Below are 12,881 nucleotides of genomic sequence, written 5' to 3' on the forward strand. Positions count from 1 at the left end.
TTCTTAATTCTTCATTTTTAATTGTCAATTTTTTTCGCCTCCCTTTCGGCCCGGTGAGGATCTTCCGGATCGAAGAGCATTCCGGTACAGATGCAGTAACGGCGGCCGGTACGTTCGAGGACATCGTGGTTGACACAACCTTCGCAACCTCTCCAGAAAGCCTCGTCGTCCGTCAGATCGGCAAAAGTAACCGGCACATATCCTAATTCCGTATTCATTTTCATAACGGCTGCACCTGAAGTCAGGCTGAAAATCTTGGCGTGCGGCCATCGCATACGTGCTAATTGGAATGTCATCTCCTTGATCTTTTTGGCAATGCCCAGTCCGCGGAAATCGGGATGCACGATCAGTCCGGAAGTGGTCACATACTGTTTGTTGCCCCAAGATTCGATATAGCTGAAACCTGCAAATTTGTCGCCTTCCAGGGCGATGACGGCTTTTCCCTCCTTCATCTTCTGGGCAACATATTCATGCGTACGCTTGGCGATACCGGTTCCGCGCACTTTGGCGGCTGCCTCGATCGTGTCGAGGATGATATCGACATATTCCTCATGGCAAGCTTCAGCAATCATCACATCAATTTTTCTTTCTTGTTCCATTTTATGTTTGTTCTTTTTATCTTCTGTTGTTAATGGTAGCAAACGATCGGTTTCCTATACCTTATAATATATTATATGAAATGCGCCAATGCTTTTACGATCTTGTCACGGCTGATACCTTCGCGCGGAATGATCAGGATCGTATCGTCGCCGGCAATGGTTCCCAATATTTCGTGAGGCGCATGCGTATCGATATCCGAAGCGATTCCCATAGCATATCCCGGACGGGTCTTGACGACTGCCAGGTTTCCCGAAAACTCGATGTTAGGATGATGCTGCGTTTGCTCTTTTCCGGGTTGCATAAGTGCCGAATAGTCGGGCAGGCGATATACATAGTTCCCGTTTCCGTCATGTACTTTGACTACTTTCAGTTGCTTGATGTCGCGTGACAGGGTTGCTTGGGTAACCTGGAATCCGCTATTCTCCAATTGTTTAAGCAGCTCTTCCTGATTACCTATTCTCTCTGTCTGTATAATGCGGCAGATGGCATCCAATCGTTCTTTTTTTGTACTCATACTTGTATATTTATGCAACAAGGCTGCAAATATAAAGAGTATAATTGAATAATTATACGATTTGGCGTTCTTTTTTTTGCATAAACCACCATATTCTCCTGCTCTTGGGTAAAAACATGGCTTTTTCATTTTGTTATCTCTACACAGGTAAAGCGGTACATTATGAAACGTTAAAAAATATTATCTGTGATACTAATTCCAAATATATGGGGTACAAATTCGATTTAGATGGGGTGGTAGTGACATTTTGATAAAACCAAAAGCCGGATTTTATGAAGAGAAATTATACTTTTGCATAGTATATAAATATAGTATATAAATAAAGAATAGAAAATGAAGAAGATTACAGGTTTATTCATCGCCATGTTGCTGCTGCTGAGCAGTTGCGGAAGTGTTCCGCTGACGGGTAGGAGACAGGTTCTGCTTGTTTCGGATCAGGAAGTGCTATCGTCCAGCCTGACCCAATATTCCGATTATATGAAATCGGCTAAGAAATCATCATCGAAAGATGGCGCCGCTATGGTGACACGCGTAGGCAAGAAGATAGCCACCGCTACCGAACAATATCTGAAAAACAACGGTATGGAGAGTGAGATCAAGAATTTCGCCTGGGAGTTTAATTTGGTGAACGATCCGCAGGTCAACGCGTTCTGTATGCCGGGAGGTAAAATCGTTGTCTATGAAGGATTGATGCAACTGGTTTCGTCGGACGACGAACTGGCTGTCGTGATCGGCCATGAAGTGGCGCATGCCGTAGCCAAGCACAGCAACGAGCGTATGAGCCAGCAATTGATGGCGCAATACGGTGCGCAGATATTGGGGCAGGCGTTAAGCAATAAATCGGCTGCCGTCCAGCAGATTGGTAATTCTGTTTATGGCTTGGGCGCGCAATATGGTGTCATGTTGCCTTTCTCCCGTAAACACGAATCCGAGGCTGATTACATGGGACTTGTCTTTATGGCAATGGCCGGCTATAACCCCGAAGTCGCAGTGAACTTCTGGCAAAAAATGTCCGCCGGCAAATCCGGCTCTACCCCCGAATTTATGAGCACGCATCCCAGCGATGCCACCCGCATCAATGAGATTAAGCAGCATTTGCCGGAGATAGAGAAGTATAGGGCGAAGAAATGATTTGGTTATTTGCTTTTGGTTCTGTCTTGACCAATCGTTTTACCGATAAGAGTGAGAATATAAGAAAATTATTGTCCTCAGTAGTTGTCCTGTTCCTTTTCTTTCCATTATATGCTCAATGGTCTGTCGGCGGGAAAGTCGGGCTGAATGGTTCTTCCGTACATTTTCCAGGCAGTGGGGGTGTGGAACTTGATAGTAAATATTGTATGGGGTTGAACGGTGGTTTCTTTACCCAATATCAATTCAATCATTATTTCGGTTTGCAGGCTGAATTGTTGTATATGAAAAGTGGGTACAAGTTGAAGGATTGGGTTTATGAATATGAAAATATAGGAGAGGCTCCATCGGATATGGATGTCGCCCTTCATTATCTGGAAATCCCTCTTTTGGCCAAATTTACGCATAAGACAGGGCTGAATCTCCAGCTTGGACCGCAGGTCGGTTTTATGTTGAAAAGAAGATTAAGATATGGTGAAGAGGTGCAGTCGCAGGCGCTGTTGGGAAAGAAACAACCTTTTGATCTCAGCCTTGCCTTCGGGGCTGGATATGAAGCGAAAAACGGGCTTCTCTTTGATTTCAGATATTTACTGGGATTGACAAGCGTTTATAAGAATGTGGAAGGGTTCCAAAACCGAGCTTTTTATTTATCGTTAGGTTATAAGTTTGATTTGTAAGATTCTTGTTACTATCTTATTGGTACAAGAATGGCTCACTTGATAATCATTAGGGATAAATAAATTCATTATTTGGCAAATTTGAACCAATTTCAGGCACGGATTACACAGATTTCACGGTTTAAATATGTTTTGAAAAAAAACTTCTTGCCGTGTAATCCGTGAAATCCGTGCCTAAAATATAGGTTCGGTTTTTCTTAAACACGAATACCCCTTCTTATCCTGATCCGGGAAGGGGGTTATTGTATAATATTGTTTCGTTAACAACAAAATATATTCTTTATATATAGCTGTGAATTCCGGTTCTTTATCGGGGAAAAAGGGCTTTTTGTCATGAGGTGCGCGGTTTTTCACCACGAAAACGGTTGCCATCACCGTGAGTTGCCGGGGTCATGAACTATGAAGACGGTCTTCAGGGCAACGAAAACCGTCGTCGCAGCGATGAAGACGGTCGTCATGCCGGCAAAGGGGTAAATCTCTTTTGAGATATTCAGGTCTGCGGCAACATCCGTTTGCTACAGGCTATTCTCCGGGAGTTTAGTTTTTCCTCAATGTCAGGATTTCTTGCTTTTCGGTAACAAAAGGACTCTGTTTTTCTATTTCTTGCCGACCTCGTTTTACCAGTTGCTTATTAATCCCGATCTGAAAGAGGAAAACGTCAAACATGAATCGTCTGGGATTTCATTCCAAATAGAAAAACGTCCCAATAAGGGTTATTGTCTGTTTTGGTACATGCCTGTGAGAAAAAGTTCTCATGCCTTTGTGAATGGTGAGTGCTGTTTGTCAGATGTTTATGTTTTATACCGTTATCCCCATCTTCTTCATCAAGAAGCAAGCATTCATATTCTGGGCTATCCCTTCCCGCAATTGGTAGGAAAATGTCAATTCGTTGTCTTGGATGTCGGCTTCGAAACGGTAATTCTTGATCTGGTTCGGAAATTCCTGTTCAAGTTCGCCTAACGCCAGGTCGTGGGTGGCAATGATACCGCAAGCTTGATTCGCCACTAACTGTTTCATCAAAGCGAGGGAACCTTTTTGTTTGTCGATCGAATTGGTCCCTTTCAGGATCTCATCTAAGATAATGAACAACTTTTCGCCCTGTTGCAAACGGTCGATAATCATCTTCAACCGTTTCAGTTCAGCAAAGAAATAGGACTCGTTGCTTACAAGAGAATCGGAGGTACGCAGGCTGGTCACCATCCGTGCCGGATACAAGGTCAAAGACGCTGCACAAACCGGAGCACCGACACAACCGAGCAGATAGTTGACACCGATGGTGCGCAGGTAAGTACTTTTCCCCGCCATATTTGCTCCCGTAATAATCAGGAACCAGGGACTTTTCCGGATGTCGATGTCATTCTTTACGCATACGTCCCGGCGTAGTAACGGATGTCCGAGCGCTTTGCCTTCCATTTTGAAATACGTGTCTGCTATCTCAGGATAAATATATTCCGGGTGATTGAAAGCAAATCCGCCCAGCGAACAGTAAGCATCGAACAAAGCCAATGCTTCGAACCAGCGTTCCGTATCCTGTCCGTAATCCTCTTTCCATTTTTCTAATTTCATCGCCATGCGGGTATCGCGCAAGGTGAAAATATTCAGCACGACGCCGATCGCACTGAAACGTTGGTTCAGCGCACCTATGTGACGGGATAACTTTTTGATAATCGAAGAGGATGTCTGTCCGTTAGATGTGAATTGGTTATGAATAGCTGTCAGTTCGGTAGATTGAAAATTTTCTTTCTCGATACATTTGATCAGATCGGAATAAGTATGCAGAATCTGCTCCATCTTGTCCAGGGAATTGTGTATTGTAGCGATCTGCTTTGCATTGATATAAGAGATGATGAAAGACAATCCGAAGAATAGGCCGGCTATCGATATCGGGAGCAGGTTCAGCGCGCATCCTATTGCGATCAATACCCAGACGGAAGGGATCAGACAGATGAGCAGTTTCCATATTTTGCTGTTGATCAAGTTGGAGGCCGCTTTACCTAATAAGGAAATAAGTTGTTGATCGCCCTTGTTTCCCGGATGCAAGATGCCTGTCACATAGAAATGTTGCCGGAGCTGTGTGAATGATTCCAGTTCGCGAATCGCTTCCTGGCGCCTTACTATCATTGCCTTGTCGGTGAGCGGTTGCATAAACCAGCCGGCCAGTTTCTCTTTCCCCATAAAAGTAACCGTGCGGTTGATGGACTGGAAAAGCGAATGGTCTCCGAACAAATCCAGGTCAAGGCTGAACGAATGTCCTGCGGAGCTTTTTTCCGGTGCTCCGTCGAACGCGCTGAAATCATAATCCAATCCGTTCAGTTCGTTTTGGCAAAGGCTTGCCAGTGCTTCGGCATAACATTTCCGGGCAAGCAGTTTGGTGTGCCAAACCATTAGAGCGATAAACGGGATAATAAACAAGACGGCAATCCCGGCCAGCACTTTCCAGTCTTCGGATTTGAAAAACCAGATCATGGCGATCAAACCGGCAACTAACAACAAACGGATGCTTCCGAGCAAATGAATTTTTTTCTTCAGACTATCGGCCCTGCGGGTGTAAGCCGTGACAATATCCTGGTAATAGTTATATATCTTTTCCATGCATGCAAAGATAGAAAAAATGAACTAACCATTCTGTAATTGGTTTTATTTAAAAGAATGATAAGGAAATGACCAATATAGGTGCTAAACAGGCGAATTATCATCCTTTGATTCGTATATCTTTGCTGAGATTTTTTTATCGACTCAATAAACTTGATGCATTTTATGAAAAGAATCGTGATGCTCCTGCTTTTGTCAGTGATGGCCTGTACCTTGCCGGCACAGGAAAAAAAGGGAGAAACTATCGGGGAAAGAATCGTGGCGAATGCTTATAACGCCGACAGTATCCGCGCCATTTTGGACAAGATGCCGTATTTCACCCTGTTCAAAGACAATTACTTCGTAGGAGGGACGACTCTCGGACATAAACCGACCGCTGCCAATTCGGATGTTAAATTCCAGTTAAGTATCGCCCAGCGGTTGACGAAAAGTAAATTGCCGTTCGACACTTACCTGTTTATCCAGTACACTCAGAAGGCTTTTTGGAATGTCTTTCAGGAATCGTTGCCTATGAAAGACCTTAATTTTAATCCCGGTATCGGCCTGGGACATCTGATCGTCTACCATAATAAATATATAGGTAAAGGATATCTTATGCTCGAACATGAATCGAACGGAAAGGACAGTACCGCTTCCCGCAGTTGGAATAAAGTCACTTTTGCGGTTGCGATTACCCTTTCGCCGAATTGGGAGGCGCAGTTCAAGACTTGGATACCCATTGTGGACGGCAAATATAACAAAGACTTGCTGAAGTATAACGGGATTTTCCAGGTGGCTGCCAATTACCGGACCAATAACCGTCGTTTTAATTGCGGCGTGATCCTGACCAAGCGTAAGACCTGGACCAGCTTTAACACACAGGTCGAATTGAGCTATAAATTCAACAACAATGAAAATCAATATTTCTTCCTGCAATATTACAATGGCTTTGGAGAAAATCTCCTGGAATATAATAAGTTCAAAAGCATGATAAGGATAGGCTTCGTTATTAAGCCTTCAGATTTCAGCCTGTATTAACGGGAGGGAATAAACAACCGTTCTCCTGTATTGTTATTTATATGTACATTGTATAATAATGCAAAATAACAGAATGAACGTAAAGGAACGATACTGGAAATACTCTCTGGTTACGATTATCATTGTGCTGGGTGTAATTCTATTTGTGGAATTCATCCCTTTTCTGGGAGGTATCTTGGGTGCTTGCACCATTTATATATTGGTAAGGAAACAACTGTTGTATCTGACGGAAAAGAAACATTGGCGGCGCAGCTTCGTTGCTATAATTTTGTTGCTGGAAACGATCCTCTGTTTTTTAATACCGCTTTCGCTGGCTGTCTGGCTGTTTATCAACAAACTGCAAAATTTCAACCTGGACCCGACCCAATTGGTCAAGTCGGCGGAACATATTGCGAACCTGATCGAGCAACGGACCGGATATGACGTGCTCGACACTTCCAATATAATGTCTGCCGTCTCCATCCTCCCAAAGATAGGGCAGGTGCTGATGGGAGGAATCAGTGGTTTCGCCATCAATGTGGCCGTGCTGGTGCTGATACTCTATTTCATGCTGATCGGCGGTGCCAAGATGGAAAAGTATGTTTACAGCATTCTGCCTTTTAGCGACGAAAATAAAAAAAATGTCCTGGGCGAAATCAATATGATCGTCACTTCCAATGCGATCGGGATTCCGTTGCTGGCGATCATCCAGGGGTTGATCGCCTTGCTCGGATATTGGATATTCAATGTGCCGAGTCCTTTCCTTTTCGGCTTTCTTACCTGTTTTGCCACGATCATTCCGGTTGTGGGTACTGCGTTGGTCTGGTTGCCGCTGGCTCTTTATATGGCGTTGACCGGGGATTGGGTGAATGCAGCCGGGCTGACAGCTTTTGCCTTGATTATAATTACGAATGTGGATAACCTGATTCGCTTTATCTTGCAGAAAAAGATGGCGGATACTCATCCGCTCATTACCATATTCGGTGTGATCATCGGTTTGTCTCTGTTCGGTTTTATGGGGATTATCTTCGGGCCGCTCCTGATCTCGATCTTTATACTTTGTTTCAATATATTCAAGGAAAAGTATCTGGATAATGCCCGATAACCGCTACCTTTGTGTGGATAAATAAACAAAGCCATGCATAGCAGAAGAATTAAAAACAATTGGCACATCATCAAAGGACAGCCTCTTACCGAATTAGACAAAAAAGTGCTTTACTTTCAGAATAAAGGCCACCTGGTGCCGTCCCGCAAACTGATTAAAACAGCAGAACAGATCGAAGGCATCCGCCGGAGCAGCGTGGTGAATACCGGGGTGCTCGATTTGGTCGCAAAAGAGATCAAAGCCGGTATGTCTACCGCCGAGATCGATAAGTTGGTATATGGTTATACCGTTTCGCACGGAGCTATTCCGGCGCCTCTTAATTATGAAGGATTCCCGAAAAGCGTCTGTACATCTGTCAACGAGGTGGTCTGCCACGGCATTCCCAGTGAAGATGAGATATTGGAAGAAGGAGATATTATCAATGTAGATGTTTCGACTATCTTGGACGGATATTATTCGGATGCTTCCCGTATGTTTATCATTGGTAAAACGACTCCTGAAAAGGAAAAGCTGGTGCGGGTGACGAAAGAGTGTCTCAAAATCGGCATGCAGGCTGCGAAACCGTTCGGTTTTGTCGGCGATATCGGCAACGCCATCCAACGCCATGCGGAGAAGAACGGTTACTCTGTCGTCCGCGATTTATGCGGGCATGGTGTCGGGCTGGAATTTCATGAAGAACCGGAGGTCTGCCATTTCGGGCGGAAGGGGACAGGGATGCTTCTGGTTCCCGGCATGGTATTCACGATCGAACCGATGATCAACATGGGAACCTGGCAGGTCTTTATCGACGAAGAAGACGGATGGACAGTCGTTACCGAAGACGAGCTGCCTTCCGCGCAATGGGAACATACGTTCGTGATGACGGAAACGGGGCTTGAAATACTTTCTTATTAGTCTCCTCGAACGGCATTTTAATAGTGAAAAAAGGCTTCAAGATTTCTTGAAACGACATTTCAATGGTGAAGCCCGTTTTTAGAAATCTTGAAGCCTTTTTGAAATGACTATTTCTTGTCTTTCAATAAATCCCGTATCTCAGTAAGCAACTGTATATCGGCAGGAGGGGGAGCCGGAGCTGCCGGTGCTTCTTCTTTTTTCTTGTTCAGGGAGTTGATCCCTTTTACTAACATGAAAATGGAAAATGCGATAATGATGAAATCGAAAGTCACCTGCAAGAAGTTTCCATAGTTGATGGAAACAGCTGGTGAGACAACTTTGTCACCGTCCATTACAGCCTGTTTCAGCACGATTTTTAGATCGGTGAAGTTTACGCCCCCGATCAGCAAACCGATAGCAGGCATAATGATGTCGCCGACGACAGATGATACGATTTTACCGAAAGCACCGCCGATAATGATACCCACCGCCATGTCGATCACGTTGCCGCGCATGGCGAATTGTTTGAACTCTTGTAGAATCTTCTTCATAATTCAGCCTTTTTATGTTATAACTACAAAAGTATACATTTAGTTGTGGATATCCAAAACAATTTGAGAATCTTATGCTATGATGAGATGTTCGATATCTTCTTCCGGCGTTTGTATGGTGCCGATCCCGAAGTTTTCGACCAGGACTTTTGCAACATTCGGCGATAAGAATGCTGGCAATGTCGGCCCCAGGTGGATATTCTTGACACCCAGGCTTAACAGGGCCAACAAGACGATTACCGCTTTTTGTTCGTACCAGGCGATGTTGTAGACGATCGGCAATTGGTTGATATCCTCCAATCCGAATACTTCCTGTAGTTTCATGGCAATCAGTGCCAGTGAATAGCTGTCGTTGCATTGTCCGGCATCCAGTACGCGGGGAATACCGTTGATATCTCCTAACGGCAGTTTGTTGTACCGGTACTTGGCGCAACCGGCTGTCAGAATTACGCAGTCATCCGGCAATTGTTCGGCAAATTCGGTATAGTAGTTACGGCTTTTCATGCGCCCGTCGCATCCGGCCATGACGACAAACTTGCGGATTGCCCCGTTTTTCACAGCATCGACAACCTTATCGGCCAATGCTAACACCTGATTGTGTGCAAATCCTCCGATGATTTCGCCATGTTCGATTTCAGTAGGAGCGGCACAGCGTTTGGCATGGGTGATGATTTCGGAAAAATCTTTCGTTTTGCCGTCTCCGCGTGCCGGGATATGTTTCCATCCGGGGAATCCGGTAGAATTGGTGGTGTAGACACGGTCCCGGTAGCTGGCGCCTTCAAGCGGAGGAACGATACAGTTGGTTGTGAACAGGATCGGACCGTTGAAATTCTCAAACTCTTCCCGCTGTTTCCACCAGGCGTTACCGTAGTTACCTACAAAATGCTTGTATTTCTTGAATGCAGGATAGTAGTTGGCCGGCAACATTTCGCTATGTGTATAGACATCGACCCCGGTCCCTTCGGTCTGGGCAAGCAATTCTTCCATGTCTTTCAGATCGTGTCCGCTGATCAGGATGGCCGGATTGTTGCGTACGCCGATGTTGACGCGGGTTATTTCCGGGTTGCCGTAGCTGTTGGTGTTGGCCTTATCGAGCAGCGCCATAGCTTTGACTCCGAAACTTCCGGTTTCCAGGACGAGAGCAGTGAGCTGTTCGGCGGAGAGGTCCTTGCGTAATGTATCGGCGAGTGCACGCAGGATGAACCTGTATAATTCGGGTTCTTCATAGCCGAGGTTGGCGGCATGTTCCACATAAGCAGCCATACCTTTCAGACCGTAAATGGTCAGTTCTTTCAGCGAGCGGATGTCTTCGTTTGCTTCCCGGAGTACGCCGACTGTCTGCGACTTACCTTCAAGTGAGCTTTCATCGCCGTTCCATACCAGTTCGTCGATGATAGGAAGTGTGATATTTTCTTTTTTTGCGATGGCGATCAATTCGTTGCGCAACTTAAGCCCCTTGATGATCCGTCCGGTTATGCTTTCTATATCAAAATTGGCATTTGTGATCGTGGAGAATAGGGCGTCTGTTGTAAAATGATTTACCTGCATGGAGGTTTCGACCCCTGCATTGTGGAGCAAGGCGGCGACAGTTGCGATGCCTTTTGTTACAAATAACAGTAAATCCATTCGGTTTGCAGTTTTATCGTCTTTCCCGCAAACTCCTTTTATGGTACATCCTGTGCCTTTTGCCGCTTCCTGGCATTGAAAACAAAACATTTTAGCTTCCATGTCTTGATTGGTTTAATTATTACTGAATCCTTTTTATTTCTTTCGACAGGCAAATGTAGGAAGACTGCATTCCCTGAATTGTACCAAATGTTACAAGCACCGGATTTTTTCGTATTTTTGTGGAAAGTAGTAAGATGCAGTATGATAGATATATTAATGAAAGCTCCGTTATTCCAGCATGTTTCTTCCGAAGCTATTTCCGGCTTTCTGGAAAAAATCCCGTATCGGGTTGAAAGCTATCGGGAACATGATGTTGTGGCTCTTCAAGGTGCTCCTTGTAATCATTTGATGGTTGTTCTGAAAGGACTTTTACAGGGGCAAATGGTAAACGATGCGGGGAAGTTGGTTGTAATAGAAGAACTTACTCCTTCCCGTTTGTTGGCTCCAGCTTTTTTGTTTGCTCCCAAACATGAGTTGCCTGTCAATATCATAGCTGTCGAACCATCTGAAGTCTTATTTATATCCAGGATCGATTTTACCGAGTGGATGCAATCGGATAAACAGGTTTTGCAAAATTTCCTGATGCTGATTTCTGGTCGTACCAGTTTCCTGACAGATAAGATTATGTTCCTGTCACTCAAAAATATTAAAAATAAAATTGCCGATTATTTATTGCATCATCTTTCTTCTCCGGATGCCTCGACGGTCAAACTGTCCGATACTCAGCAGGAAATCGCCGATCGATTCGGGGTTACGCGTCCTTCGCTGGCACGTGCATTTGCCGAAATGGAGCAGGAGGGGATTATCTCGATTGACCGGAAGACAATCACGATCAATCGTATGCAACAGTTGAGGCAAATAGCAAAATAGCCCCGCCAATTCATAAATAAAATGACGGGGCTATTTTTCAGCAAAGTTCTTAAGTTTATTTGCCTAAGAGTGATTGCTTCATTCTTGCAATGTCACGCAGGTAATCCTGCAAATCTTGTTCGTGTTCTTCTTCCATAGACAGGATGTGTTTGGCGATATCGCAGGTGGTGAAGTCTTTACCATCTGTGAATTCGGCGATTTCCTGGTAACGTACGATAGCACAACGTTCGGATGCAACATTTTGGTTTAACAGATTAACTACGTCAAAGTCAGTAGGAATACTGTATTTGCATCTGGCAAGATCAGACCATTTTTTCGGGTCTAAAACAGGAACACCTTCCAGCTCGATAATGCGGTCTGCCAACAGCTTGGCATGCCCAAGTTCTTCTTTTGCGTGTTCTTCAAATTCAGCCTGCACGTTTGCTCGCATAGCTCCTTCTGCAACAAAGGCGCCAATCCAATATTGGTAGTAAGCTAACCATTCTTCGGATAATGCAGCATTCATTTGTACTAATAGATTGTCTACATCTAATTTGCCCTTAAGGATCTTAACACTTTCTTTTGCCATGATTGTAAAATTTAGTTTAGTATAGCGCATAAATACATTTTAGGAACAACTGGTAGTTGTATTTGTTCATACCAAGAACCGGATATTATTTTTAGATTGTTTCTGTTTTTCTCATTCCTTCTCATCTTTTCATTTCCCGATAAGGATATCTTTTTATCCTTGTTTTGTCATCATTTTCCCTTTTTGCTGGGACAAAGAAATAAAACTTCTCGTACATGCGTACCATACAATATCATTTCTTGTCCGTCAAAAAAAGGCGAAAAAAGAGTCTAAAATATTTGGATGTAATAAATAAAACCTCTACTTTTGCACCCGCATTCGAGAGAGAACGGCATTAGCGTCAACATGATGAAAGGGGGGTAGCCCGGTGATAGTAGGATGAGGTTAGCGGAGCTAAGCGAATATCCAACCGCCCGGCGGCTTTCGGAAAACTCCTCAAATTTTTTCTCTAAAAAATTTGGCAATTTAAAAAAAGTCCTTACCTTTGCAGCCGCAATCGAAAGAAAGCGAAAAGTTCTTTGAAAGATTTACATATCAACAAGTAGTACAAGAGACGTAGTAGGAATACTAAACATACCGTCAATAACTACAATAAACAACGAGATTCTGGGCAAAAGGCAAAAAAACAATTTAACAACGAAGAGTTTGATCCTGGCTCAGGATGAACGCTAGCGACAGGCTTAACACATGCAAGTCGAGGGGCAGCGGGGGCAGCAATGCCTGCCGGCGACCGGCGCAC

The 12,881-nt window shown here is 44.3% G+C and carries 12 protein-coding genes and 1 rRNA gene; 7 read left to right on the plus strand and 6 right to left on the minus strand.

All coding sequences use genetic code 11. The features are described from left to right. Positions 1-17 precede the first annotated feature (17 nt). Together H8S65_RS06295 and argR are read right to left on the minus strand one after the other, a co-directional pair. Complete coding sequence (locus H8S65_RS06295) at positions 18-599, minus strand: GNAT family N-acetyltransferase (RefSeq protein WP_186929145.1); 582 nt, start codon at positions 597-599, stop codon at positions 18-20. A 71-nt stretch (positions 600-670) separates the two neighbouring features. After that, on the minus strand, positions 671-1,114 hold the full coding sequence (gene argR, locus H8S65_RS06300; protein WP_186929146.1) for an arginine repressor: 444 nt from the start codon (positions 1,112-1,114) through the stop codon (positions 671-673). A gap of 333 nt (positions 1,115-1,447) precedes the next feature. Here argR and H8S65_RS06305 point away from each other — a divergent pair, with 333 nt between their 5' ends. Together H8S65_RS06305 and H8S65_RS06310 are read left to right on the plus strand one after the other, a co-directional pair. Continuing rightward, positions 1,448-2,245, plus strand: a complete 798-nt coding sequence (locus tag H8S65_RS06305; protein WP_186929147.1) for a M48 family metallopeptidase — start codon at positions 1,448-1,450, stop codon at positions 2,243-2,245. After that, entirely contained in the window at positions 2,242-2,919 is a 678-nt protein-coding gene (locus tag H8S65_RS06310; protein ID WP_186929148.1) for a porin family protein, read from the plus strand. Before H8S65_RS06305 ends, H8S65_RS06310 begins: the two co-directional genes overlap by 4 nt. A gap of 798 nt (positions 2,920-3,717) precedes the next feature. Here the strand turns inward: H8S65_RS06310 and H8S65_RS06315 are convergent. Then, on the minus strand, positions 3,718-5,511 hold the full coding sequence (locus H8S65_RS06315) for a MutS family DNA mismatch repair protein (RefSeq protein ID WP_186929149.1): 1,794 nt from the start codon (positions 5,509-5,511) through the stop codon (positions 3,718-3,720). A 156-nt stretch (positions 5,512-5,667) separates the two neighbouring features. Here H8S65_RS06315 and H8S65_RS06320 point away from each other — a divergent pair, with 156 nt between their 5' ends. From H8S65_RS06320 to map, 3 genes are all read left to right on the plus strand, one after another. After that, entirely contained in the window at positions 5,668-6,528 is an 861-nt protein-coding gene (locus H8S65_RS06320; protein ID WP_186929150.1) for a phospholipase A, read from the plus strand. 73 nt (positions 6,529-6,601) lie between these two features. Beyond that, the gene (locus H8S65_RS06325; protein WP_186929151.1) at positions 6,602-7,612 is read left to right on the plus strand and encodes an AI-2E family transporter; all 1,011 of its coding nucleotides are present in this window, start codon (positions 6,602-6,604) and stop codon (positions 7,610-7,612) included. 33 nt (positions 7,613-7,645) lie between these two features. Then, complete coding sequence (map, locus tag H8S65_RS06330) at positions 7,646-8,506, plus strand: type I methionyl aminopeptidase (RefSeq protein WP_186929152.1); 861 nt, start codon at positions 7,646-7,648, stop codon at positions 8,504-8,506. A 107-nt stretch (positions 8,507-8,613) separates the two neighbouring features. Here the strand turns inward: map and mscL are convergent, their stop codons facing one another. Together mscL and hcp are read right to left on the minus strand one after the other, a co-directional pair. Then, positions 8,614-9,036, minus strand: a complete 423-nt coding sequence (gene mscL, locus H8S65_RS06335) for a large-conductance mechanosensitive channel protein MscL (RefSeq protein WP_186929153.1) — start codon at positions 9,034-9,036, stop codon at positions 8,614-8,616. A gap of 72 nt (positions 9,037-9,108) precedes the next feature. Next, on the minus strand, positions 9,109-10,764 hold the full coding sequence (hcp, locus tag H8S65_RS06340) for a hydroxylamine reductase (protein WP_186929154.1): 1,656 nt from the start codon (positions 10,762-10,764) through the stop codon (positions 9,109-9,111). A 141-nt stretch (positions 10,765-10,905) separates the two neighbouring features. Between hcp and H8S65_RS06345 the strand changes: the two genes are divergently transcribed. After that, complete coding sequence (locus tag H8S65_RS06345) at positions 10,906-11,574, plus strand: Crp/Fnr family transcriptional regulator (protein WP_186929155.1); 669 nt, start codon at positions 10,906-10,908, stop codon at positions 11,572-11,574. Positions 11,575-11,629: 55 nt separating this feature from the next. On the opposite strand, the gene H8S65_RS06350 is transcribed toward H8S65_RS06345, so the two are convergent. Continuing rightward, positions 11,630-12,142 (minus strand): ferritin-like domain-containing protein, encoded by a 513-nt coding sequence (locus H8S65_RS06350; RefSeq protein WP_186929156.1) that lies wholly within the window; start codon positions 12,140-12,142, stop codon positions 11,630-11,632. 633 nt (positions 12,143-12,775) lie between these two features. Between H8S65_RS06350 and H8S65_RS06355 the strand changes: the two genes are divergently transcribed. Continuing rightward, positions 12,776-12,881 (plus strand): 16S ribosomal RNA (locus H8S65_RS06355); the annotation flags it as partial.

The sequence above is a fragment of the Parabacteroides hominis genome (assembly GCF_014287585.1).
Classification (GTDB): Bacteria; Bacteroidota; Bacteroidia; order Bacteroidales; family Tannerellaceae; genus Parabacteroides; species Parabacteroides hominis.

Excerpts from the sequence above, each read along its gene's own strand:
- H8S65_RS06295 (WP_186929145.1), bottom strand. The coding sequence starts at position 599 with ATGGAACAAGAAAGAAAAATTGATGTGATGATTGCTGAAGCTTGCCAT.
- argR (WP_186929146.1), bottom strand. The coding sequence starts at position 1,114 with ATGAGTACAAAAAAAGAACGATTGGATGCCATCTGCCGCATTATACAG.
- H8S65_RS06305 (WP_186929147.1), top strand. The coding sequence starts at position 1,448 with ATGAAGAAGATTACAGGTTTATTCATCGCCATGTTGCTGCTGCTGAGC.
- H8S65_RS06310 (WP_186929148.1), top strand. The coding sequence starts at position 2,242 with ATGATTTGGTTATTTGCTTTTGGTTCTGTCTTGACCAATCGTTTTACC.
- H8S65_RS06315 (WP_186929149.1), bottom strand. The coding sequence starts at position 5,511 with ATGGAAAAGATATATAACTATTACCAGGATATTGTCACGGCTTACACC.
- H8S65_RS06320 (WP_186929150.1), top strand. The coding sequence starts at position 5,668 with ATGCATTTTATGAAAAGAATCGTGATGCTCCTGCTTTTGTCAGTGATG.
- H8S65_RS06325 (WP_186929151.1), top strand. The coding sequence starts at position 6,602 with ATGAACGTAAAGGAACGATACTGGAAATACTCTCTGGTTACGATTATC.
- map (WP_186929152.1), top strand. The coding sequence starts at position 7,646 with ATGCATAGCAGAAGAATTAAAAACAATTGGCACATCATCAAAGGACAG.
- mscL (WP_186929153.1), bottom strand. The coding sequence starts at position 9,036 with ATGAAGAAGATTCTACAAGAGTTCAAACAATTCGCCATGCGCGGCAAC.
- hcp (WP_186929154.1), bottom strand. The coding sequence starts at position 10,764 with ATGGAAGCTAAAATGTTTTGTTTTCAATGCCAGGAAGCGGCAAAAGGC.
- H8S65_RS06345 (WP_186929155.1), top strand. The coding sequence starts at position 10,906 with ATGATAGATATATTAATGAAAGCTCCGTTATTCCAGCATGTTTCTTCC.
- H8S65_RS06350 (WP_186929156.1), bottom strand. The coding sequence starts at position 12,142 with ATGGCAAAAGAAAGTGTTAAGATCCTTAAGGGCAAATTAGATGTAGAC.